Annotated in this window: 23 protein-coding genes; 12 read left to right on the top strand and 11 right to left on the bottom strand. The window is 70.2% G+C overall.

Annotation, left to right across the window (positions count from 1 at the left end; genetic code table 11):
- Positions 1-24 precede the first annotated feature (24 nt).
- The gene (locus tag COGEMETH_RS12625) at positions 25-1,398 is read right to left on the bottom strand and encodes a PleD family two-component system response regulator (protein ID WP_238182939.1); all 1,374 of its coding nucleotides are present in this window, start codon (positions 1,396-1,398) and stop codon (positions 25-27) included.
- Positions 1,399-1,453: 55 nt separating this feature from the next.
- Positions 1,454-1,828: a response regulator gene (locus tag COGEMETH_RS12620; RefSeq protein ID WP_238182938.1), complete on the bottom strand. Its 375-nt coding sequence runs from the start codon at positions 1,826-1,828 to the stop codon at positions 1,454-1,456.
- Between the two features lie 148 nt (positions 1,829-1,976).
- Between COGEMETH_RS12620 and COGEMETH_RS12615 the strand changes: the two genes are divergently transcribed.
- Both COGEMETH_RS12615 and COGEMETH_RS12610 read left to right on the top strand, forming a co-directional pair.
- On the top strand, positions 1,977-2,201 hold the full coding sequence (locus tag COGEMETH_RS12615) for a DUF3572 domain-containing protein (protein ID WP_238182943.1): 225 nt from the start codon (positions 1,977-1,979) through the stop codon (positions 2,199-2,201).
- A complete protein-coding gene (locus COGEMETH_RS12610; RefSeq protein WP_238182937.1) occupies positions 2,201-3,478 on the top strand; it encodes a DNA polymerase IV in 1,278 nt (425 codons plus the stop codon). The genes COGEMETH_RS12615 and COGEMETH_RS12610 overlap by 1 nt, the downstream gene beginning before the upstream one ends.
- Before the next feature lie 10 nt (positions 3,479-3,488).
- Here the strand turns inward: COGEMETH_RS12610 and COGEMETH_RS12605 are convergent, their stop codons facing one another.
- The 3 genes from COGEMETH_RS12605 to COGEMETH_RS12595 all read right to left on the bottom strand — a co-directional run bounded on the left by COGEMETH_RS12605 (position 3,489) and on the right by COGEMETH_RS12595 (position 7,388).
- On the bottom strand, positions 3,489-5,111 hold the full coding sequence (locus COGEMETH_RS12605; RefSeq protein WP_238182936.1) for an ABC-F family ATP-binding cassette domain-containing protein: 1,623 nt from the start codon (positions 5,109-5,111) through the stop codon (positions 3,489-3,491).
- Positions 5,112-5,244: 133 nt separating this feature from the next.
- A complete protein-coding gene (locus tag COGEMETH_RS12600) occupies positions 5,245-6,897 on the bottom strand; it encodes a saccharopine dehydrogenase family protein (RefSeq protein WP_238182935.1) in 1,653 nt (550 codons plus the stop codon).
- Positions 6,898-6,962: 65 nt separating this feature from the next.
- Positions 6,963-7,388 (bottom strand): thiol-disulfide oxidoreductase DCC family protein, encoded by a 426-nt coding sequence (locus tag COGEMETH_RS12595; protein WP_238182942.1) that lies wholly within the window; start codon positions 7,386-7,388, stop codon positions 6,963-6,965.
- A 239-nt stretch (positions 7,389-7,627) separates the two neighbouring features.
- On the opposite strand from COGEMETH_RS12595, the gene COGEMETH_RS12590 reads away from it, so the two are divergent.
- The gene (locus COGEMETH_RS12590) at positions 7,628-8,857 is read left to right on the top strand and encodes a CaiB/BaiF CoA transferase family protein (RefSeq protein ID WP_238182934.1); all 1,230 of its coding nucleotides are present in this window, start codon (positions 7,628-7,630) and stop codon (positions 8,855-8,857) included.
- Positions 8,854-9,744, top strand: coding sequence for an HpcH/HpaI aldolase/citrate lyase family protein (locus COGEMETH_RS12585; protein ID WP_238182933.1), 891 nt, complete (start codon positions 8,854-8,856; stop codon positions 9,742-9,744). Before COGEMETH_RS12590 ends, COGEMETH_RS12585 begins: the two co-directional genes overlap by 4 nt.
- Positions 9,745-9,769: 25 nt before the next feature.
- Here the strand turns inward: COGEMETH_RS12585 and COGEMETH_RS12580 are convergent, their stop codons facing one another.
- The 4 genes from COGEMETH_RS12580 to COGEMETH_RS12565 form a co-directional block, all read right to left on the bottom strand.
- The gene (locus COGEMETH_RS12580) at positions 9,770-11,572 is read right to left on the bottom strand and encodes an ATP-binding cassette domain-containing protein (RefSeq protein ID WP_238182932.1); all 1,803 of its coding nucleotides are present in this window, start codon (positions 11,570-11,572) and stop codon (positions 9,770-9,772) included.
- Between the two features lie 43 nt (positions 11,573-11,615).
- On the bottom strand, positions 11,616-11,837 hold the full coding sequence (locus tag COGEMETH_RS12575; RefSeq protein ID WP_238182931.1) for a hypothetical protein: 222 nt from the start codon (positions 11,835-11,837) through the stop codon (positions 11,616-11,618).
- A gap of 98 nt (positions 11,838-11,935) precedes the next feature.
- The gene (locus COGEMETH_RS12570; RefSeq protein ID WP_238182930.1) at positions 11,936-12,250 is read right to left on the bottom strand and encodes a polyhydroxyalkanoic acid system family protein; all 315 of its coding nucleotides are present in this window, start codon (positions 12,248-12,250) and stop codon (positions 11,936-11,938) included.
- A gap of 93 nt (positions 12,251-12,343) precedes the next feature.
- Entirely contained in the window at positions 12,344-12,700 is a 357-nt protein-coding gene (locus COGEMETH_RS12565; RefSeq protein ID WP_238182929.1) for a septal ring lytic transglycosylase RlpA family protein, read from the bottom strand.
- Positions 12,701-13,271: 571 nt separating this feature from the next.
- On the opposite strand from COGEMETH_RS12565, the gene COGEMETH_RS12560 reads away from it, so the two are divergent.
- Complete coding sequence (locus COGEMETH_RS12560) at positions 13,272-14,465, top strand: site-specific DNA-methyltransferase (RefSeq protein WP_283214986.1); 1,194 nt, start codon at positions 13,272-13,274, stop codon at positions 14,463-14,465.
- A 125-nt stretch (positions 14,466-14,590) separates the two neighbouring features.
- On the opposite strand, the gene mutY is transcribed toward COGEMETH_RS12560, so the two are convergent.
- The gene (gene mutY, locus COGEMETH_RS12555; RefSeq protein WP_373875355.1) at positions 14,591-15,913 is read right to left on the bottom strand and encodes an A/G-specific adenine glycosylase; all 1,323 of its coding nucleotides are present in this window, start codon (positions 15,911-15,913) and stop codon (positions 14,591-14,593) included.
- Positions 15,914-16,119: 206 nt separating this feature from the next.
- Between mutY and COGEMETH_RS12550 the strand changes: the two genes are divergently transcribed.
- Positions 16,120-16,611, top strand: coding sequence for a DUF721 domain-containing protein (locus COGEMETH_RS12550; RefSeq protein WP_238182926.1), 492 nt, complete (start codon positions 16,120-16,122; stop codon positions 16,609-16,611).
- Positions 16,612-16,651: 40 nt separating this feature from the next.
- On the opposite strand, the gene COGEMETH_RS12545 is transcribed toward COGEMETH_RS12550, so the two are convergent.
- Positions 16,652-16,834, bottom strand: a complete 183-nt coding sequence (locus COGEMETH_RS12545; RefSeq protein ID WP_238182925.1) for a hypothetical protein — start codon at positions 16,832-16,834, stop codon at positions 16,652-16,654.
- A 326-nt stretch (positions 16,835-17,160) separates the two neighbouring features.
- Here COGEMETH_RS12545 and COGEMETH_RS12540 point away from each other — a divergent pair, with 326 nt between their 5' ends.
- The 6 genes from COGEMETH_RS12540 to COGEMETH_RS12515 form a co-directional block, all read left to right on the top strand.
- Positions 17,161-17,805, top strand: coding sequence for a DsbA family protein (locus COGEMETH_RS12540; RefSeq protein ID WP_238182924.1), 645 nt, complete (start codon positions 17,161-17,163; stop codon positions 17,803-17,805).
- Positions 17,806-17,996: 191 nt separating this feature from the next.
- Complete coding sequence (locus tag COGEMETH_RS12535) at positions 17,997-18,374, top strand: AtpZ/AtpI family protein (protein WP_238182923.1); 378 nt, start codon at positions 17,997-17,999, stop codon at positions 18,372-18,374.
- 82 nt (positions 18,375-18,456) lie between these two features.
- Positions 18,457-19,242 (top strand): F0F1 ATP synthase subunit A, encoded by a 786-nt coding sequence (locus COGEMETH_RS12530; protein WP_238182922.1) that lies wholly within the window; start codon positions 18,457-18,459, stop codon positions 19,240-19,242.
- Positions 19,243-19,302: 60 nt separating this feature from the next.
- Complete coding sequence (locus COGEMETH_RS12525; RefSeq protein WP_007566773.1) at positions 19,303-19,530, top strand: F0F1 ATP synthase subunit C; 228 nt, start codon at positions 19,303-19,305, stop codon at positions 19,528-19,530.
- A 145-nt stretch (positions 19,531-19,675) separates the two neighbouring features.
- Entirely contained in the window at positions 19,676-20,257 is a 582-nt protein-coding gene (locus tag COGEMETH_RS12520) for a F0F1 ATP synthase subunit B family protein (protein ID WP_373875354.1), read from the top strand.
- Between the two features lie 19 nt (positions 20,258-20,276).
- Positions 20,277-20,648: F0F1 ATP synthase subunit B family protein (locus COGEMETH_RS12515; RefSeq protein ID WP_238182940.1), on the top strand; the 372-nt coding region annotated here is incomplete at its 3' end.

The following is a 20,648-nucleotide window of genomic DNA, read 5'->3' as shown; positions in this document are numbered from 1 at the left end:
CGCAGAGGGGGGAGGGAAATCCTCCTACGCCGCCTGCGCTTCCACGCGGTTGCGCCCCGAATCTTTGGCCCGGTACAGGGCGACGTCGGCGCGCTTGAGCATGTCGGCGGGGCCGGTGTCGGTGGCCTGGCGCACGGCCACGCCGATCGAGACGGTGACGGGGATCGTGCGGGAGGCGCGCTGGATCGAGAACGGGGTCGCCTCGATCCGCTCGCGGATGCGCTCGGCGATGACCTGCGCCTCGCCCAGGCCCGCATCGGGCAGGATGATGACGACCTCCTCGCCACCGTAGCGGGCGACGATGTCGATGGTGCGGGTGTGCAGGCGGACGCGCTCGGCGAAGGTGCGCAGCACCTCGTCGCCGGCCTCGTGGCCCCAAGTGTCGTTGATCGACTTGAAGCGGTCGATGTCCAGGAGCAGCCCGGCTACAGGGCGATCGCTCAGGCGTGCGTCGGAGAACATCGAGCCGAGGTGGTTGTCGAGGTAGCGCCGGTTGTGCAGGCCGGTGAGCCCGTCCGTGACGGCCGCCTCCATCGAGGCCTGGACGGCGCCGCGCAGCACCTCGGAGAAGCGCTTGCGGCGGATCTGGGTGCGCACGCGGGCCACCAGCTCGTTCCGGTCCACGGGGCGCATCAGGTAGTCGTGCACGCCGAAATCGAGGCCGCGGGCGACGCGGGCCCGGTCGTGCGCCTCGGCCAGCATGATCAGCGGGACGGTGCGGGTGCGGTCCAGCGAGCGGAGCTGGCTGCACAGGCGCAGGCCGTCGAAGTTTTCGAGGTCGAGGCTGACCAGGACGAGGTCGAAGCCGCCCTCGGCGGCCGTCAGGATCGCCCGGTTCGGATCGGCCTCGATGGTCACCGTGTGCTGCTGGGTCAGCGCCGCCGCCATGCGTTCGGCCGCCCCCCGCCGGTCCTCGACCAGGAGGATGTTGGCGTTCAGGCCGGTCTCGGCGGTGGCCAAAGCCAGGGGGTCGCCCATGCCGAAGTCGCGGGAGGCGAGCGCGCGGCTGCGCAACTCGTCCGTCACAGCCTTGAGGCGCACGAGGCTGCGCACACGGCTGAACAGGGCGGTGTCGTCGACGGGCTTGGTCAGGAAGTCGTCGGCGCCCGCATCCAGCCCCTTGAGGCGGTCGGAGGGCTGGTCGAGGGCCGTGACCATCACCACCGGCAGGTGGGCGGTGAGCGGGTTGTTCTTGAGGGTGCGGCAGACCTCGAAGCCGTCCATGCCCGGCATCATCACGTCGAGGAGGACGATGTCGCACAGGCCCTTCTCGCAGATGGCGATGGCGTCCGGCCCGTTCATGGCCGCAAGCGTGTCGAAATACTCCAGCGCCAGCTTCGTCTCCAGAAGCTTGACGTTGGGGAACAGGTCGTCGACGATCAGGACGCGGGCGGACATCGTTCCTCGCAGCCGGCGGATGACGCGGGCTCCCGCCCTTGCGGGACGGGCCGAGTCAGGCCTTGTCCTGAAGATACGTGCGAACGGTTGCTAAAAACTTCGCGACCGAGATCGGCTTGGACAAATAGGCCTCGCAGCCTGCGCCCAGAATCCGCTCCTCGTCGCCCTTCATGGCGAACGCCGTGATCGCGATGATGGGAATGTGCTTGAGGGCGTCGTCCTCCTTGAGCCACTTGGTCACCTCCAGCCCCGAGACCTCGGGGAGCTGGATGTCCATCAGGATCAGGTCGGGGTGGTGGGCGCGGACCAACTCGATGGCCTCGATGCCGCTCGCGGTCTTCAGCGTCGCGTAACCGTTCGCCTCGAGGAGGTCGTTGAAGAGCTTCATGTTGAGCTCGTTGTCCTCGACGATCAGCACCGTCTTCTTCATAGCCCGTTGTTCCCGGTGCCCATGCGGCTCATCGTTCATGAGGACTTAGCGCGGTCGGTCCCTTTGTAGGGGTTACATGTTGACGAAACGCAAATCCCATCAACAGGATGATTCTACGTACGGGCTCGCCCTGGACGTATTGCTGTGGATGGTCGCCGACGAGGATCGGCTGTTCCCGTTCCTGAACGCGACCGGGATGACGCCCGAGTCGCTGCGGGCCGGCGCCCGCGACCCGGGGGTGCTGGCGGGCGTGCTCGACCACGTGATGGGCGACGAACCCGTGCTGCTCGCCTGCGCGAGCGCGCTTGGCGTGAAGCCGGAGCGGATCGCCGCGGCCTGGCAGCGCCTGACCCCGCAGCCGGAGGAGTTCTGATGCGGCCCCTCTGCCGCGACTGCCTGAGCGAGGCCGCGGCAGGGGCGATCCGCTGCCGGGCCTGCGGCTCGCCGCGGCTGCTGGCGCACCCGGAGCGGGACGATCTCGCCATCGCGCACGTCGATTGCGACGCCTTCTACGCCTCGGTCGAGAAGCGCGACGACCCCGCCTTGCGCGACCGGCCGCTGATCATCGGCGGGGGCCGGCGGGGCGTGGTCTCCACCGCCTGCTACCTCGCCCGCGTGGCCGGCGTGCACTCGGCCATGCCGATGTTCAAGGCGCTCCAGCTCTGCCCGGACGCGACCGTGCTGAGGCCCGACATGGAGAAATACGCCCGCGTCGGCCGCGAGGTGCGGGCGATGATGCTGGCGCTGACACCGCTGGTGGAGCCGGTCTCGATCGACGAGGCCTTCCTCGACCTCTCCGGCACCGGGCGGGTGCACGGGGCCAGCCCGGCCGTGACGCTGGCGCGCTTTGCCGCCCGCGTCGAGCGCGAGGTCGGCATCAGCGTCTCGATCGGGCTGTCCGACGCCAAGTTCCTGGCCAAGATCGCCTCCGACCTCGACAAGCCGCGGGGCTTCTCCGTGATCGGGCGGGCCGAGGCGGAAGCCTTCCTGGCGGACAGGCCGGTGACGATCCTGCCCGGCATCGGCGGCTCGGCCGGCCGGCGGCTGGCCGAGTTCGGGGTGCGGACGGTGGGAGACCTCGGCCGGGCCGACCCGCGCCGGCTGTTCTCGGCGCTGGGCCGGGATGCCGAGCGCCTCGGCGCGCTCGCGCGGGGGCGGGATGCCCGCCCCGTCCGGCCCGAGCGCGAGGCCAAGGGCGTCTCGGCCGAGACGACGTTTTCGGAGGACATCGCGACCTTCGCGGAGATGCGCCCGATCCTGTGGCGGCTGTGCGAGAAGGTCTCCGGCCGGCTGAAGCGGGCGGGGTTGGCTGGGGCGAGCGTGACCCTGAAGCTGAAGGACCGCAGTTTTCGCCTGCGCACCCGCACCCGTGGCGGGCTGCCGCCGACGCAACTGGCCGAACGCCTGTTCGGCGTCGGCGAAGCGATGCTGCGCGAGGCCTGCGACGGCACCGCCTATCGCCTCGTCGGCATCGGCGCGGCCGACCTTTGCCCGGCTGCATACGCCGACCGGGGCGACCTGATCGATTCCGGCGTGGCGGCGGTGGCCGCCCGCGAGGCCGCCCTCGACCGGGTGCGCGAACGCTTCGGGGCGGGGGCGATCCAGCGCGGCATCGGCTTCGCGCCGGCGGCCGCACCGCGACGGCGCTGAGAGTTGCCGGTCAGCTTCGCAGGCCCGGCGCCTCCTGGCCGGTGCGCGCCACGTATTCCGTGTAGCCGCCGCCGTAGAGGTGGATGCCCTCCGGCGTGAGTTCGAGCAGGCGGTTGGAGAGGGCTGCCAGGAAGCGCCGGTCGTGGGAGACGAACAGCATGGTGCCCTCGTAGCTCGAGAGCGCTCCGATCAGCATCTCCTTGGTGGCGATGTCGAGGTGGTTGGTCGGCTCGTCGAGCACCAGAAAGTTCGGCGGGTCGTAGAGCATCTTGGCCATGACCAGCCGGGCCTTCTCGCCGCCCGACAGCACCCGGCAGCGCTTCTCCACGTCGTCGCCCGAGAAGCCGAAGGCGCCGGCCAGCGCCCGCAGCGACCCCTGCCCGGCCTGGGGGAAGGTCGCCTCCAGGTCCTGGAAGACCGTGAGGTCGCCGTCGAGCAGGTCCATGGCGTGCTGGGCGAAGTAGCCGAGCTTCACGCTGCCGCCCACCGTCACCGTGCCCGCATCGGGCTTGGCGGTGCCGGTCACGAGCTTGAGCAGCGTGGACTTGCCGGCGCCGTTGATGCCCATCACGCACCAGCGCTCCTTGCGCCGCACGGAGAAGTCGAGCCCCTCGTAGATGCTGCGGCTGCCGTAGCGTTTGTGCACGTTCCTGAGCATGGCCACGTCGTCGCCGGAGCGGGGCGCGGGCTGGAAGTCGAAGGCCACGCTCTGGCGGCGCTTGGGCGGCTCCACGCGCTCGATCTTGTCGAGCTTCTTCACCCGGCTCTGCACCTGCGCGGCGTGGGACGCCCGCGCCTTGAAGCGCTCGATGAACTTGATCTCTTTCGCCAGCATCGCCTGCTGGCGCTCGAACTGAGCCTGCTGCTGCGACTCGTTCAGGGCGCGCTGCTGCTCGTAGAAGGCGTAGTCGCCCGAGTAGGTCGTGAGCGCGCCGCCGTCGATCTCCACCACCTTCGTGACGATGCGGTTCATGAACTCGCGGTCGTGCGAGGTCATCAGCAGGGCGCCGTCGTAGTTCTTGAGGAAGGCCTCCAGCCAGATCAGGCTTTCGAGGTCGAGGTGGTTGCTCGGCTCGTCGAGCAGCATCACGTCCGGGTTCATCAGCAGGATGCGGGCGAGCGCCACCCGCATCTTCCAGCCGCCCGAGAGCCGGCCCACGTCGCCGTCCATCATCTCCTGGCTGAAGCTGAGGCCGGAGAGCACCTCGTAGGCGCGGCCCTCCAGGGCGTAGCCGTCGAGTTCCTCGAAGCGGGCCTGGACCTCGCCGTAGCGCTCGATCAGGGCCTCCATCTCGGACAGCCGCTCCGGGTCGGCCAGCGCCGTCTCCAGCTCCTTCAGCTCCGCGCCCACCACGCTGACGGGCCCGGCGCCGTCCATCACCTCGGCGACGACGCTGCGGCCGGCCATCTCGCCGACGTCCTGGCTGAAATAGCCGATGGTGACGCCCCGGTCGGTGGCGACCAAGCCCTCGTCCGGCTCCTCCTCTCCGGTCATCATCCGGAACAGGGTGGTCTTGCCGGCGCCGTTCGGCCCGACGAGGCCGGCCTTCTCCCCCTTCTGGAGGGCGGCCGACGCCTCGATGAAGACGATCTGCCGGCCGTTCTGCTTGCCGATCTTTTCCAGGCGTATCATGCGTCTGCGGGCGTTCTTCCGGGGATGCCGGGGGCTTACGTCATGCGCCCGGCCGGCGGAAGGGGCGCAGCCGGCATGCTGTGAGAGAGGCACGGCCGTCTGCCTGGGAGCGGACGTTCCGTTCGATGCCCGGTCACGGCGTGAGCGTGCCGCGATAGGCGACGATCAGGCCGACCAACGGCATATGGATGGCGATGTCGAAGCAGAACCGTCCGTCCCTCTCGGTCTCGAACGACCGGCCCGACGGCAGCAGCCATCCGGGCATGGGAATGCCCAGCAGCGACCATCGGCGCGGAACGAAGACCAGCCGCTCACGATCGCGGACGAGGGCGAGGGCGACGCGCGCGATCCCGAACCGCTCGACCAGGAGATATTGATCCCGACCCGCTCCGACCGACTGGACCGAGGTGAAGACCGTCCCTCCGAAATCCCGAATCCAGCGCTCGCCGTCTCGCTCCGGCACGAACGTGACCGTGACGGGTACGTCGGCGCTCGTCTCGGGAAATCCCAGGACGCCGCCGATCATCCGCGCCAGGAGCCCGGTTCCCCGCCGCACCTGCGCCGAACCCGTCCAGCGCCGCGTCTGCGACCCGTCATGCAACTCCCTGACGCGGGGCGGCAGCCCATCGAAGGCCGACCCGAGAACCTGACGGTAGAGTGAGCCGTCACGCTCCTCATTGCGGAAGCCAGTCACGATGGCACGATCGCGGAATAGCGCGTCGTAGTCGCTCAAGTCGAGCGCGCGGATTGCGGTCCGGGCGCCTGCGGCAGGAAGCTGCCCGCGGAGTCTCTTCCGGATCAGGGCCTCGATCGCCATCGCGGGGATGAGCGGCCCGTCCTCGCCCTCGGCCAGGAGGTGCCAGGTGCGCACGACCTCGCCGCGCTCGGAACGACCGCGGACGCGCACGAACATGCCGCCCCGGTGCTCTCCGAAACACAGACGGTTCAGGACGGCGTGGAACAGACCGGCGAACGGGATCAACGCCGGCAGTCCGAACCGCGCGCGCGCCGAGGCGAGGCAGTTGAGAACCCGGTGCAGGAGTTCGGGTCCGGCTCCCGCGCCCATCCAGATGTCGGTCATGGCGGGATGTTCGGGCGGGATGACCTGGAGGTCCGGCACGTCCACGAGGGAGAACCGGATGTTGCGCAGGGGCAGGTGTCCCGGAACCGCCACCGTGAAACGCCGGCTCTCCGTCAGTCCCATGGCGCGCGCCGGTCGCCTGTCGCGTAGCAGCTTGATCGGGCTCCCGGCATAGGAGAGCACCGCGCGCATGACGTTGAGCCCGATCCCGGCATAGGGCGAGGGGGCGATCCCGCCCTCCACCGCGACGATGTCGAGCGTCGCGGCCATCTCGCGCAGGACCGCGGCGGTCAGGACCGGAAAGCTGCTGACCCCCGACAGCACCGCGACGCCGGCCGCCTTCGCCCGGGCGTCGAATTGCGTCACGCCGAAGACGAAGTCGGCCGCGTCCGCGAAGTCCAGGTAGTCGATGCCGGCCGCGATGCAGCTTTCGATCACGCCGTAGCGGTCGACACCATAGTCCTGAAAAGGTCCCGACGCGTCGACCACCAGATCCGGACTCTCGGCCCGAAGCCCGTCCGCGATGTCCAGTCGGTCGAGCCTGAGGGGACGCACCTGCGCCCGTCCATGACAGGTCGCGCAGAAGGCCTGCGCGCGGGCGAGATCGCGCCCGGCGATCATCAGTTCGAGGCCGTCGACATCGCGCAGGAGCTTTGCCAGCCGGCCGCCGAAGACCCCGTAGCCGCCGAGGATCAGAACCTTCACGGTCGCTCAGCCGTCGGCACGGCGGCGTGTCGCGGGCTCGGCCTTCGCGCGAATCGCCGGTCCGTTCACAGGATGCGGTCCCTGTATTCCGGTGGGGCGATCCAGCAGGTCTCTCGTTTGCCGAACACGCGATAGCGGTTTCGGGCGATCCAGCGGTAGACGGGGTCGCGCAACGCGGCCGGGACGATCCTGAAGATCGCGGCAAGCGTCCAGGGGAATCCGAGCCGTTCGTAGATGCTGAGCACGGCATCGCTGTCCCGGCGGACGCGGTTCCCCTCGACGACGAGCATGCTGACCGGATCGTTCGGGTCCATGCCGGAGCGACGATAGAGCCTCTGTCCGACCTCGCCCTGCATGGAGGCCAGACGGAACACGGCGTCCCTGTCCCGTTCGAGAACGAACCGGGCATTGGCCGAGCACAGCACGCACGCGGCATCGAACAGGATGATCGGACCGTCGCCGGTGTCGTCGGCCTGGAGTGTCGCCATCATGGGAACGCGTATAGAGGTTCCCGCCGGCCGGAGGTAGGTTTTGCAACTTCGCGATGCGCCGACTCCGCCTTGGCCGAACGGGTCCTCGACGTTCGCTCCGGCTCGGCGTGGCATCCGTCGTAGGTCTTGGATGCGGGGAGGAGACGAGGCCATGCCGACCCGCGACGCACGAAGGCGCCGCATCGCATCGAAGCGCACCGTCGCGCCCGCTCCCGTCACCCGTTCGGAGGAAGCCGCCCGTGTCCCGCACTGATCCCGGCACTCCACCGCGCCCCTACGCGCAGGGGGCCTCGGCCCCCCTCGACGACGTGAGGGTCGTGGACCTCTCGCGACTGGTGGCGGGCAACATGCTGAGCCTGATGCTCGCCGATTTCGGCGCCGAGGTCGTCAAGGTCGAGCAGCGCAAGCGCGGCGACACCCTGCGCGACTGGAAGGACGGCGGCCACCCGCTCTACTGGAAGGTCTACGCCCGCAACAAGAAGAGCATCACCCTCGATTACAAGAAGCCGGCCGGCAAGGAGGTGCTGATGCGGCTCGCTGCCCAGGCCGACGTGCTGATCGAGAGCTTCCGCCCCGGCGTGATGGAGCGCCTCGGTCTCGGGCCTGAAGAGCTTCACGCGGTCAATCCACGCCTCGTCTACGTCCGCGTCTCCGGCTGGGGCCAGACCGGCCCGTACCGCAACCGGCCGGGCTTCGGCAGCCTGGTCGAGGCGATGTCGGGCTTCGCCTCGAAGACGGGTTTTGCCGACAAGCCGCCGATCCTGCCCAACATGGCGCTGGCCGACATGGTCGCCGGCCTCCAGGGCGCCTACGCGGTGATGGTCGCCCTGCGGGCTGCGGCCGCCGGCGGCGCGGGCCAGGTGGTCGACGTCTCGCTGCTGGAGCCGCTGTTCTCCACCCTCGGACCGGACGTGGCCATCGCCCGCGTGACCGGCCGGGCGCCCTCGCGGGTCGGAAACCGCACCTCGATCTCGTCGCCGCGCAACATCTATCCGACGAAGGACGGCGCCTGGGTGGCGCTCTCGGCCTCGACGCAAGGTATGTGCGAGCGCCTGTTCCGGGCGATCGGGCGGCCCGACATGATCGAGGACCCGCGCTTCCGCAGCAATTCCGACCGCCTCGACAACGCCGACCAGGTCGACGCCGTGGTCGGCGCCTTCATCCAGGCGATGGACCTCGACGCGGCGATCCGCTTCTTCGAGGCGGCCGAGGTCACGGTCGGCCCGGTCTACGACGCGGCCCAGATCGTCCACGATCCCCACGTGATCGGGCGCGAGGTGGTGGTCGAGATGGAGGACCGCGACCTCGGCGCGCTCCCGATGCACGCCGTCTCGCCACGCCTCTCCGGCACGCCCGGCGTGATCCGCTCCCCCGCCCCCGATCTCGGCCAGCACCTGGACGAGATCCTGGAGCGCATCGGCTACGACGCGGCGGCCCGGCGCCGGCTCGCCGAGGAGGACGTGACGTGAACTGGGCCGAGATCGGGACCTTCCTGTTCATGCCGGCCGACGCAATGCGCATGGTGGAGGGTGCCCACAGGCGCGGGGCCGGCGCGATCATCCTCGACCTGGAGGACGCGATCGCGCCCTCGAACAAGGATGCCGCCCGCGCGCGGCTTTCCGCCTCGGTCGCGGTTCTGGCCGGGCACGGCCTCGTCACGGTGGTGCGGGTCAACAACGACCCTGCCCGGCTGATCGACGACCTCCGCGCGGCGGCCCTTCCGGGCGTCCACGCCGTCATCCTGCCCAAGGTCGCGACGGCGGCGTTCTGCCACTACGTGGACGGGGCGCTGGCGGCGGCCGAGCGCGCCGCCGGCCTGCGGGAGGGGTCGATCGGCCTCGTCGCGGCGATCGAGCATCCGGCCGCGATGCGGTCGCTCGATGCGATCGCGGCCGCGACGCCGCGGATCGTGGCGCTGGGCTTCGGCTCCGAGGACTACGCCTCGGCGATCGGCACCAGGGCGACCCTCGAGTCGATGGCGATGCCGGCGCAAGCCATCGCCATCGCCGCCCGCGGCCGGGGCCTCGCCGTCCTCGGGGTGCCGGGCTCGGTGGGCATCATCGACGACGCGGAGGCCTTCAAGGCGCTGGCTCGGTCGGCCGCCGCCTTCGGCTATACCGGCATCCTCTGCATCCACCCGCGGCAGGTGGCGCTCGCCGACGAGGCCCTGGCGCCTTCCGCAGACGCGGTCGCCCGGGCCGGCCGGATCGTGGCCGCCTTCGACGCGTCGCTGGCGGGCGGCGGCGGGGCGGTCGCGGTGGACGGGCTCATGATCGACGCGCCCGTCGCCATGCAGGCCCGGCGCGTCCTCGCCCTGGCGCAGCGGACCCGCCGCGGCGAGCGGGAGCCCGGATGAGCAGGGTCGTTCGCGCCCCTCCGGCTCACGCCTCGCGCAGCATCTCCAGTTCCAGCCAGCGCTCCTCGGCGGCCGAGAGTTCGGTCTCCGCCTGGGCCAGCATGCCGGAGGCCTTCTCGAAGCGGGCCGGGTCGCGGGCGTAGAGGTTCGCGTCCGCCAGGATGGTCCTGAGCTGTGCGATGGCGCCTTCGAGCTTCTCTATCCGGGCCGGCAGGGTCTTCAACTCGTGCTGGTCCTTGAAGCCGAGCCTGGGCCTGCCCGGCGGCAGGCCGGCGGCGGGCGGTCTTTCACGGGGCTCCGCCTTCGCCTTGGCCGGGGCGGTCCGCGCCTGGATGCCGGCGCCGCGCTGGGTGACCATGTCGGTGTAGCCGCCGGCATACTCGACCCAGCGCCCCTCCCCTTCCGCCACCAGAACGCTGCCGACCACGCGGTCGAGGAAGTCGCGGTCGTGGCTGACCAGGATCAGGGTGCCGGCATACTCGCCGAGCATCTCCTGCAGCAGGTCGAGGGTTTCCAGGTCGAGGTCGTTGGTCGGCTCGTCCAGCACCAGGAGGTTGGCGGGCTGCGCCAGGGCGCGGGCGATCAGCAGCCGGTTGCGCTCGCCGCCCGAGAGCACCGACACGGGCGTGCGCGCCTGTTCGGGGGCGAACAGGAAGTCCTTGAGGTAGCCGATGACGTGCCGGCTCACCCCGTTCACGGTCACGCTGTCGCCGCGCCCGCCCGTGAGCACGTCGGTGACGGTCTGGCCGGGCTCCAGCACGGCCCGCGCCTGGTCGAGCAGCATCAGCTTGAGGTTGGTGCCCTGGGCCACGCTGCCCGAATCGGGGGCGAGCTTGCCGGTGAGCAGGTTGATCAGGGTGGTCTTGCCGGCACCGTTCGCGCCGACGATGCCGAGGCGATCCCCGCGCATCACCCGCAGGGACAGGTCGTCGACGATGCGCCGCTCGCCGTAGCTCTTGCCGGCCCCCTTGGCCTCCACGACGAGGGCGCCCGACGCCTCCGCCTCGCCGGCCTGCATGGTGACGCTTCCGACCGGGCGGCGGTCGTCCCGGCGCTCCTTGCGCAGGGCGTGGAGGTTGCCCAGCCGCCGCACGTTGCGCTTGCGCCGGGCGGTGACGCCGTAGCGCAGCCAGTGCTCCTCGTCGGCGATCTTGCGGTCGAGCTTGTGCCGGTCGCGCTCCTCCTCCTCGAAGAAGGCGTCGCGCCAGGCTTCGAAGCCGGAAAAGCCCTGCTCGATCCGCCGGGTCACGCCCCGGTCGAGCCAGACCGTGGCCCGGGACAGGGCCGAGAGGAAGCGCCGGTCGTGGCTGATCAGGACCAGGGCCGCGCGGACGTTGCGCAGCTCCGATTCGAGCCACTCGATCGCGGGCAGGTCGAGGTGGTTGGTGGGCTCGTCCAGCAGCAGCACGTCGGGCTCGGGGGCGAGCGCCTGGGCCAGCGCCGCCCGCCGCCCCTCGCCGCCCGAGAGGCGCGCCGGGTCCTCTTGGCCGGTGAGCCCGAGGCTTTCCAGCAGGTAGCGGGCGCGGTGGTTGGCGTCGCCCGGCTGGAGGCCGGACTCCACGAAATCGAGGGTGGTCGAGAAGCCCGAAAAATCCGGCTCCTGGGCGAGGTAGCGGATCGTGGTGCCGGGCTGGAGGAAGCGCACGCCCCGGTCCGGCTCGACGAGGCCGGCCGCGATCCGCATCAGGGTGGACTTGCCGGAGCCGTTGCGACCGACGAGGCAGGCCCGCTCGCCCGGCGCGATGGTGAGGTCTGCGCCCTCGATCAGGGGCGTGCCCCCGAAGGTGAGAGCGACGCCTTGGAGGGTGAGGAGGGGAGGAGCGGCCATGCGCGGGCTTATGGCAGCGCGCGCATGGCATCACAATTGAGGTTCAGGCCGTGGGGTTGGCCGGTCCCGGCGGCGAGATCTCCGGGGCGCCGCCCGGATCGTTGATCGGGATCTCGGGCGGATGGATTCCCGGCGCCTCGGTCGGCGTCCGGCCGGGGATCTCCGGGCCGGGGCCGGGGGTCGGCACCACGGGCGGGTCGTACGGGGTATCGGGGGTGGGCGCCGGCTGGGGCGGAACTTCCGGAATCGCGCCGGGGTCGGCCATGGGATACGCTCCTCACACGGATTGCGCCGCTTTGGACGAGGCGGCGCTTGCCCGGCAACGGCGCCTCGCGCCATGAGTTCCGCCGATGGGTTCCGCGGCTACTTCTTGGTCAGGAGCAGGTTGCCCTCCTTGCCGACCGATTTCTGGATCTGCTCGGCAAACAGCGCCAGCAGGAACGGCAGGCGCACCTCCACGCGCACGCTCTCCTGCCCCACGTCGACGGCGCCGTCCACGTTCTGGGTCAGCGCCGAGAGGGCGAAGTCGAGCCGGTCGCCGGTCCAGGCCAGGTTGTTGACGGTGATGCCGTACTTCTGGAGCAGTGTCCGTCCCTGCTCGACGCTGGACTCGATGCGGCGGCGCGCCTCCTCGCGGCCGATGTCGTGCGGAACGTCGATGATGAGGGGCTTTGCCATGGTGTGAGCGACCGTCTCCCGTGTTGCGGGAGACAGATGGGGCCGGCCGGGCGCGCAGGCAACGCCGGCCGGCCCGGGCTCAGCCGAAGTCCGTCAGTTCAGGACCTGGAGCGAGACGTAGCTCGTCCCGCCCATGCCCAGCGCCCGGGCCGAGCCGCGGGACAGGTCGATGATGCGCCCGCGCACGAAGGGGCCGCGATCGTTGATCCGGACCACCACCGCGCGCCCGGTGCGCTTGTTCTCGACGCGGACCCGCGTGCCGAAGGGCAGGCTGCGATGCGCGGCCGTCATCCCGTTCGGGTTGAAGCGCTCGCCGCTCGCGGTCCGATGCCCGCTGCCGTACCAGGACGCCCCTCCGCTCTGGGCCGCGGCCGGAAGGCTCGCGGCGGACAGGCTCGCGGCAGTCGCGAGAACGGTGGCGGCTTTCCGGAAGACAGGCTTCGAGGTCATTCGCAATCCCTTGTATTGTTGACGACGGCGGCGCCAATCGAGGGAGATGCGGGCCAAAATGAGACGCGTATTTTTTGTGGCGGATGTTCACATTTGTGGCGACATCGCCCAAAAATCTGAACATTCGCCGCACGTAGTAATTCTCAAGCATTGATTATTTTGCAGCCACAGCCCTGCACAGGCCGATTACCTTTGGCGATTGCTTTTGCAGGCGGTTCGGCCGCGCGTTGAAATAGCCTGCGCGCGCCGCAGATCTGCACACAGCGAAACCCTGCCCCGCACCGGACGCCACAGCTTGGGCGGCCGACCTGCGATCGACGGGACTCAAATCACGGTGAACGATCGCGTCAGTCTATCCGGCACCGCACGGCCCACGGGAACGGCATGACAGGCTTGTAAGGCCGACGGGAGGACGCTCCGAGCGGGTTCGGCGCCCCCTGCACTGCCCCGCACGGGCGACCCGGCAAAAACTGCAGCCCCAAACCGGGACGCATTCTTCGGGACCCGACAACCCGACCTTTACCCTAACGGGGCCATGGTCTGCCGGTCAGTCGCGTAACCGGTGTTTGTCATGGCTTCCCCGCGTACCGTGGTCGCCGGCGCCGCCGCCCGGAAACAGGTCTCGCATACCGGGCGATCTGCGCCGGCGCCACGGATGGGTTTCGTACCCAGCCAGCAGCGTCTCCCCCTCGACGAGGTCCTCGTCGGCGATTGCATCGCCGCGATGAACGCCCTGCCCGCGGGCAGCGTCGACTGCGTCTTCGCCGACCCGCCCTACAACCTCCAGCTCGGCGAAGCTTCGCTGCTGCGGCCGGACCAGAGCCGGGTCGACGCCGTGGACGACGCCTGGGACAAGTTTTCCAGCTTCGCGAGCTACGACACCTTCACCCGCGAATGGCTTTCCGCCTGCCGCCGGGTGATGAAGCCGAACGCGACCCTCTGGGTGATCGGGTCGTACCACAACATCTTCCGCGTCGGCAGCGCGTTGCAGGATCTTGGTTTCTGGATTCTCAACGACATCGTCTGGCGCAAGGCCAACCCGATGCCGAACTTCCGCGGCAAACGCTTCACCAACGCGCACGAGACCCTGATCTGGGCCTCGCGCTCGGCCGAGTCGAAGGGCTACACCTTCCATTACGAGGCGCTGAAGGGGGGCAACGAAGACCTCCAGATGCGCTCGGACTGGTTCATCCCCCTCTGCACCGGCGACGAGCGCCTGAAGGGCGCGGACGGCCACAAGGTCCACCCGACCCAGAAGCCCGAGGCGCTGCTCGCCCGCACCCTGCTCTCGGCCACCAATCCCGGCGACGTGGTGCTCGACCCGTTCTTCGGGACCGGCACCACCGGCGCGGTGGCCAAGCGCCTCGGGCGCCGCTTCATTGGCATCGAGCGCGAGACCGTCTACGCCGAGGCGGCCCGCGCCCGGATCGCGGGCGTCGTGCCGCTGTCGCAGGCGTCCCTCCTGGTGTCTCCGGCCAAGCGCGCCGAGCCGCGGGTGCCGTTCCTCAGCGTGGTCGAGGCCGGGCACATCCGCGCGGGCGAGGTGCTCACCGACGAGCGCCGCCGCTTCAAGGCCACCGTGCGGCCGGACGGGCAGCTCGGAATCGGTCCCGTGGTCGGCTCGATCCACAAGATCGGCGCCCTGGTCCAGGGCCTGCCCGCCTGCAACGGCTGGACCTTCTGGCACGCCGAGCGCGGGGGCAAACCCCTGGTGATCGACGCCTACCGCACGGAACTCCGCGCCGCGATGGGTGCCGCCGGCTGATCCGCGGGCCTCTACTCCCCCTTGTGGGGAGGTGTGGGTGGTGCAGAAGGCACCGGACCGCTCGATCCTGAACCACCCCCACCCCTGACCCCTCTCCACAAGGGGGAGGGGAACCGCGTTCCGGATCAACGCTTCTTCCCAAGCCCCGGCCGCCTCGCCGCGCGCTTGCGCGGCGGCTGCGGGCTTGCCGCCATCTCGGGCTCGCCCTCGATCATCTCGTCCGGCTCCGGCGGCCTCGGCACCTCCCGCGGCTTGGGCTTGGGCACCGGGCGGAAACTCGGCCGCGGCTCCGGGCCGGGCATGGAATCCTGCGCCTCGACGGCCATGAGCAGCGGCATCGGCGGGGGCTCGCGCTTGGGGCGACCGCGAGGTTTGGGCTCGGGCTTGGGGTCGAAGGCGTGGGCCAGCACCTTCCTCATCAGGCCGGGCAGCGGCTCTTCCTCCATCCGGCTGCGCGGGGTGAAGCGCATGCCCGCGGGTGCCTGCGTCGACAGGCTCACACGGGCTGAGAACACCGTCAGCTCCAGGGGAAAATGGGTGAAGCCGTGCCGCACGAGGCCCGGCAGGCGGGTCCAGCGGGCGTCGAGCGGCGCGTCGAGGAGGGCGGCCGCCGCGTCGTAATCCGGTTCCCAGGCGCTGGTCGGCGGCTCGGCCATGTTGCCCAGCAGGCCCTCCGGCGGGCGGGTGCGCAGGAGGATTGCCTCGTCGCCGGTGCGGATCGCGACGAAGGCGGCGCCACGGCGCAGCATGCCCTTCACCGCCTTGAGCTTGCGCGGGAAGGTCTCCTGCGTGCCCAGATGCCGGGCCCGGCAGGGCATCATCCACGGGCACAGGGCGCAGGCCGGGCGCCGGGGCGTGCAGATGGTGGCGCCGAGGTCCATGACGGCCTGGGCGAAGTCGCCGGGCCGGTCGGCCGGCACCAGTGCCTGCGTCAGGCGCCGGATCTCGGGGCGGCTGCCCGGCAGGGGCGCCTCGATGGCAAAGAGCCGGCTCATCACCCGCTCGACGTTGCCGTCGACCGCGGCCTCCTGCCGGTCGAAGGCGATGGCCGCGATCGCGCCCGCCGTGTAGGCGCCGATGCCCGGCAGCTTGCGCAGGGATTCGGCGGTGTCGGGGAAGCGGCCGGCCTCGGCCACCGCCTTGGCGCAGGCGTGCAGGTTGCGGGCGCGGGAATAGTAGCCGAGCCCGGCCCAGGCCGACATCACCGCCTCCTCGGGCGCCGCCGCCAGGGAGGCCACGTCGGGAAAGCGCGCCAGGAATTTTTCGAAATAGGGGCGCACGGCCGCGATCGTGGTCTGCTGCAGCATCACCTCCGAGAGCCAGACCCGGTAGGGGTCCGGCACCGCGCCGGGGAGCGCCCGCCAGGGCAGGACGCGGCGGTGCCGGTCGTACCAGACGAGGAGGTCGACGGCCCGCGGGGCCGGTTCTGTCGCGTCGGGCATGGGCATCGGTGGGAGGCTTAGAGCCGTTCCCGATCGCGTTGCAATCGGGAACGTCTCCAGGCTTTTGTCCGACACGCGCTCTCTCTCGCCGAACCGGTATCCACGTCGACGCAGAGCGCTCCGGCCGGAAGGCGCGGGGCAGCGAAAGCGCTCCCGTTGCCGCTCCTCTTACGCTATGCTCGCAGCCTCACAGGCCGGGGTCCCCGAGAACGATGGCGCGCGTCAAACCGCTGGCCGAACTGATCGAGGGCTGCATCGGGCCGGCGTTCGCCGCCCAGGGCTTCGCCTCGACCGACATCCTCGCGGCCTGGCCCGACATCGTCGGCGAGCGGCTCTCCCGCTACTGCCGCCCCTCGAAACTCGAATGGCCCTGCCGCCGGCGCCAGGGCACCGAGGCGCCCGATTCCGGCACCCTGGTGGTGCGGGTGGAGGGCGTGTTCGCGATCGAATTGCAGCACCTCGCGCCGGTGGTGATCCAGCGCATCAACGCCCATTACGGCTGGGCCTGCGTCGGCCGCATCGTCATGCAGCAGGACCGGATCGGCACCCGCAGCCGGCCCGCGATCCCCGAGAGCATCGATCCCGTACGGCGCGGCGAGGTGGCGCAGGCGGTGGCGCGAATCGAGCACGACGGACTGCGGGACGCCCTCGACCGCCTCGGCCTCGCTGTCGTCGCCACGGGGCCGAAGGGATCGTCGCGGTGAGGCGGGAGGCCGGTTTCGGCGCTCCCGCCTGCGAGTCGGATCAGAAGAAGCGGTAGAAGCGCGGGCGGTAGTAATAGTGCCGCCGATAGTAGCGCGGCCGGTAATAGTATCTCCTGCGGTAGTAGCGGGGGCGGTAGAAGCGCCGCCGGACGTAGTAGCGCCGGTAGTACCGCGCTGCCTCGGCGGCCGGAGCCGGCATGGCGGCCGTGACGCCGGCAGCCATGGGCGGAGCCGCTTCGGCGGTGGGCGCGGCGGCGAGGCCGATCCCGAAACAAAGGCACAGAGCGAGTATTGCTTTCCTGAGCACGTCACCCTCCCGGGTTCGTCGAAACGACTCGGCGTTCTGCCGAAATCTGTGTTTCGACGGGCGAAAGGTGTCGATGCCCCGTATTGTCCTGTCAAGCGCGCAGGCTGCGCAGGGTGCACGGCGCCGGGCTTCCTGTCATGGCCGCCCGCGACGGGCGAATCCGCCGCCTTGCCAGGATGCGCCCGCGCGATTACCGCAGCCTCCGAGACGGACCGATACCAGCAGCGGAGCCAGTCACGGCCATGATCACGCGGCGCGACGCCTTGAAAGTCACCGGCCTCGCCATCGGCGCGGCGGTCATCCTGCCCAAGCTCGGGCTCCCGGCCCTGGCCCAGAGCGCGGACCTCGCCGGGCTGATGCAGCCGGGCCCGCTCGGCGACGTCTGGCTCGGGCCGAAGGACGCCAAGGTCACGATCATCGAGTACGCCTCGATGACCTGCTCCCACTGCGCCGCCTTCCACCGGACCACGTGGCCGGCCCTCAAGGAGCGCTACGTCGACACCGGCAAGGTGCGCTTCACCCTGCGCGAGTTCCCCCTCGACCCGCTGGCCACCGCCGCCTTCATGCTGGCCCGCTGCGACGGCGACGCGAAGTACTACCCCATCACCGACCTGCTCTTCGACCAGCAGCAGGCCTGGGCCTTCCAGCCCAAGCCCGTGGACGCCCTGGAGCAGATGCTGCGGCAGGCCGGGTTCTCGAAGGAGAAGTTCGAGGCCTGCCTCAAGGACCAGAAGATCTACGCCGCGGTCAACGGCGTGAAGCAGCGCGGGATGGACACCTTCAAGGTCGATTCGACGCCGACCTTCTTCATCAACGGCGAGCGCTACAAGGGCGAGATGACCATCGAGGGGATGGAGGCCGTGATCAAGCCGATCCTCGGTGCCTGACGGACCATCCGCAAAACCTGCCGGACGGGGCTCGGGCGGAACGCGCGAAACGCGAAATAGCCCAATGCCGGCAACGGTTTAATAGGTGATGCGGTCGCCTTGACACCCAAGGTGGGCGAAACTATGGTGCGCCGCGCTTGAAGGGGGCCAACCAGCCGATCCCGATCCTCTCGCCGATGTGAGTTCTCGCCGTGAGCGGCAACGACGCAAGGGACGAGGGGAACGACGGTCGGGTGCCGCCGGACAGCGAACTCTCCGCGAGGCTCAGACGTCTCGAGTCGCAGATCGACCGGAAGCGGCCGCCGGCCGCGCCCGGAACGTCGGCGGGCTCCAAGCCGTCGAACGGGCGCTCCTCCCTCGGGCAGGCCATGACGCTCTCCACGGAGTTCGTCGCGGGCGTGATCGCGGGCGGGATACTCGGCTGGATCGTCGACCATGTCTTCGGGACCAAACCCTGGGGCCTGATCGTCCTCCTGATGCTGGGTTTCGTAGCCGGCGTCTTCAACGTGATGCGGGCGTCGGGCTTCTCCGGGGCGCGCTCCGGTCGGGACGGGTCGCCGGACGCGTGAGGGGCGACGGGTTTTTTGGATTGGCGGACCGGGACCGGGCCATGGGGCCCCCCGGCCACGACACGCGAGGGCGGTAGCAGGCATGGCGGGCAGTCTCGACCCGGCGCATCAGGTCGCCTTGCGACCGGACCCGATCCACCAGTTCGAACTCAAGTCGATCCTGCCGTTCGGGCATATCGGCAACCAGGAGATCGCCTTCACCCAGTCGGCGCTGTACATGTTCGCCGCCGTCGGCGTGATCGCGCTGCTGACCATCGTGGCCACGTCGAGCCGCTCGGTGGTGCCGGGGCGGATGCAGTCCCTGGCCGAGATCTTCTACGAGTTCATCGCCGACACCCTGCACCAGGCCACCGGCGACGGCGGCAAGCGCTTCATGCCGCTGGTGTTCTCCCTGTTCATGTTCGTGCTGATCCTGAACATGTTCGGGATGATCCCCTACGCCTTCGCCGTCACCAGCCACCTCGTCGTCACCTTCGGGCTCGCTGCCCTGGTGATCTCGGTGGTGGTGATCTACGGGGTGATGAAGCACGGCACCCACTTCTTCGGCCTGTTCGTGCCCCAGGGCGTGCCCAAGCCCCTGCTGGCGCTGCTGGTGCCGATCGAGGTGATCTCCTTCATCTCGCGGCCGATCAGCCTGTCGGTGCGTCTGTTCGCCAACGTGCTCGCCGGCCACATCGCGATGAAGATCTTCGCGTTCTTCGTCGTGGGCCTGCTTTCCGCGGGCGCCTGGAGCGTGCTATCGCCCCTCCCGCTGTTCCTGACGATCGCCCTCACCGCCCTCGAATTCCTCGTGGCGGCGCTTCAGGCCTACGTCTTCGCGACGTTGACGGCGATCTACCTCAACGACGCCCTTCACCCCGGCCACTGACGGCCGTCTCTTCCGCCGCAAACGAAGCCTTCGTTTCAAGACACCTATCAGGAGTTCTCCATGGATCCCGTCGCTGCGAAGTACATCGGCGCCGGCCTCGCCTGCCTCGGCATGGCAGGCGCGGGCATCGGCCTCGGCAACCTGTTCGGCCAGTTCCTCGCCGGTGCCCTTCGCAACCCCTCCGCGGCCGACGGCCAGCGCGCCACCCTGCTCCTCGGCTTCGCGCTGACGGAAGCGCTCGGCATCTTCTCGCTGCTGATCGCCCTCCTCCTGCTCTTCGCCGTCTGATCCGGCTTTCTCGCGCCGTCGTCCGAGAGGGCGCGGCCCGCGGGGTCGGCCGGCGTCCGCGCCGGCCGGTCATCAAAGAGCGCTCCGCCTCGACGCTTCGTGGCGTGAGCGCTCCAGTTTTTTCCGATCTCCCACGGACGGGGCCATGGCGCAGCCGAACGCACTCACCACACCGCCTCCCGGCTCGGACGTCCACATGGTGCCCGCGCATGCCGCGGAACCCGCGCACGCCGCCGCATTCCCCCCATTCGAGACCCACACCTTCCTGGCCCAGCTGATCTGGCTGGCCCTGGCCTTCGGCCTGCTCTACTGGCTGATGGACAAGGTCGCCCTGCCGCGCATCCAGGCGATCCTGCACGATCGCGCCGCCCGGCTCTCGTCCGACCTCGACGAGGCGCAGCGCATGAAGTCGGAGGCCGACGCCGCGGGCGTCGCCTACGAAACCTCGCTGCGCGACGCGCAGGGCAAGGCCCGCGAGATCGCGCAGGGCACCCGCAACGAACTCGCCGCAGAGGCCGAGACCAAGCGCAAGGCCCTGGAGGCCGAGCTGAACCAGAAGCTCGCGGCCTCCGAGGCGACCATCCGCAGCCGCACGCAGGAGGCCATGGGCAACGTGCGCGCGATCGCGGGCGAGACCGCCTCGGCGATCGTGGAGCGGCTCACCGGACAGGCGCCCGACCAGGCGAGCCTGGACCGCGCCCTCGACACGACCGCGACCGCGCACTGAGACGGGACGACACGCCATGTTGATGACAGCGGAATTCTGGGTCGCGGTCGCCTTCCTGATCTTTGCCGGCATCGTCTGGAAGGTCGGCGGCTTCGGGATCATGACGAAGGGCCTCGACGGCCGGGCCAAGCGCGTGCGCCACGAACTCGACGAGGCCAAGCGCCTGCGTGAGGAGGCCGCCGCCGTGCTGGCCGACTACAAGCGCCGCCGCACGGAAGCCGAGCGCGAGGCGGAGGCGATCGTCGCCGGCGCCCGCGAAGAGGCACAGCGCGCCGCCGAGGAGGGCCACCAGCGCCTGAACGACTTCGTCGCCCGCCGCACCAAGGCGGCCGAGACCAAGATCGCGCAGGCCGAAGCTCAGGCCCAGGCCCAGGTTCGCGCAGCCGCAGCC

The organism is Methylobacterium trifolii, assembly GCF_022179685.1.
GTDB lineage: Bacteria > Pseudomonadota > Alphaproteobacteria > Rhizobiales > Beijerinckiaceae > Methylobacterium > Methylobacterium trifolii.
The sequence above is the reverse complement of the archived record's forward strand: the minus strand, read 5'-3'. Positions and strand labels throughout refer to the sequence as shown.

Bases quoted from the DNA above. Each gene is read 5' to 3' on its own strand.
- COGEMETH_RS12520 (WP_373875354.1), top strand. From the start codon at position 19,676: ATGGCGCAGCCGAACGCACTCACCACACCGCCTCCCGGCTCGGACGTC.
- COGEMETH_RS12580 (WP_238182932.1), bottom strand. From the start codon at position 11,572: ATGGCCGCTCCTCCCCTCCTCACCCTCCAAGGCGTCGCTCTCACCTTC.
- COGEMETH_RS12625 (WP_238182939.1), bottom strand. From the start codon at position 1,398: ATGTCCGCCCGCGTCCTGATCGTCGACGACCTGTTCCCCAACGTCAAG.
- COGEMETH_RS12550 (WP_238182926.1), top strand. From the start codon at position 16,120: ATGGCGCGCGTCAAACCGCTGGCCGAACTGATCGAGGGCTGCATCGGG.
- COGEMETH_RS12560 (WP_283214986.1), top strand. From the start codon at position 13,272: ATGGCTTCCCCGCGTACCGTGGTCGCCGGCGCCGCCGCCCGGAAACAG.
- COGEMETH_RS12570 (WP_238182930.1), bottom strand. From the start codon at position 12,250: ATGGCAAAGCCCCTCATCATCGACGTTCCGCACGACATCGGCCGCGAG.
- COGEMETH_RS12540 (WP_238182924.1), top strand. From the start codon at position 17,161: ATGATCACGCGGCGCGACGCCTTGAAAGTCACCGGCCTCGCCATCGGC.
- COGEMETH_RS12615 (WP_238182943.1), top strand. From the start codon at position 1,977: ATGGTCGCCGACGAGGATCGGCTGTTCCCGTTCCTGAACGCGACCGGG.
- COGEMETH_RS12565 (WP_238182929.1), bottom strand. From the start codon at position 12,700: ATGACCTCGAAGCCTGTCTTCCGGAAAGCCGCCACCGTTCTCGCGACT.
- COGEMETH_RS12545 (WP_238182925.1), bottom strand. From the start codon at position 16,834: ATGGCTGCCGGCGTCACGGCCGCCATGCCGGCTCCGGCCGCCGAGGCA.
- COGEMETH_RS12530 (WP_238182922.1), top strand. From the start codon at position 18,457: ATGGCGGGCAGTCTCGACCCGGCGCATCAGGTCGCCTTGCGACCGGAC.
- COGEMETH_RS12620 (WP_238182938.1), bottom strand. From the start codon at position 1,828: ATGAAGAAGACGGTGCTGATCGTCGAGGACAACGAGCTCAACATGAAG.
- COGEMETH_RS12525 (WP_007566773.1), top strand. From the start codon at position 19,303: ATGGATCCCGTCGCTGCGAAGTACATCGGCGCCGGCCTCGCCTGCCTC.
- mutY (WP_373875355.1), bottom strand. From the start codon at position 15,913: ATGCCCATGCCCGACGCGACAGAACCGGCCCCGCGGGCCGTCGACCTC.
- COGEMETH_RS12605 (WP_238182936.1), bottom strand. From the start codon at position 5,111: ATGATACGCCTGGAAAAGATCGGCAAGCAGAACGGCCGGCAGATCGTC.
- COGEMETH_RS12610 (WP_238182937.1), top strand. From the start codon at position 2,201: ATGCGGCCCCTCTGCCGCGACTGCCTGAGCGAGGCCGCGGCAGGGGCG.
- COGEMETH_RS12595 (WP_238182942.1), bottom strand. From the start codon at position 7,388: ATGATGGCGACACTCCAGGCCGACGACACCGGCGACGGTCCGATCATC.
- COGEMETH_RS12575 (WP_238182931.1), bottom strand. From the start codon at position 11,837: ATGGCCGACCCCGGCGCGATTCCGGAAGTTCCGCCCCAGCCGGCGCCC.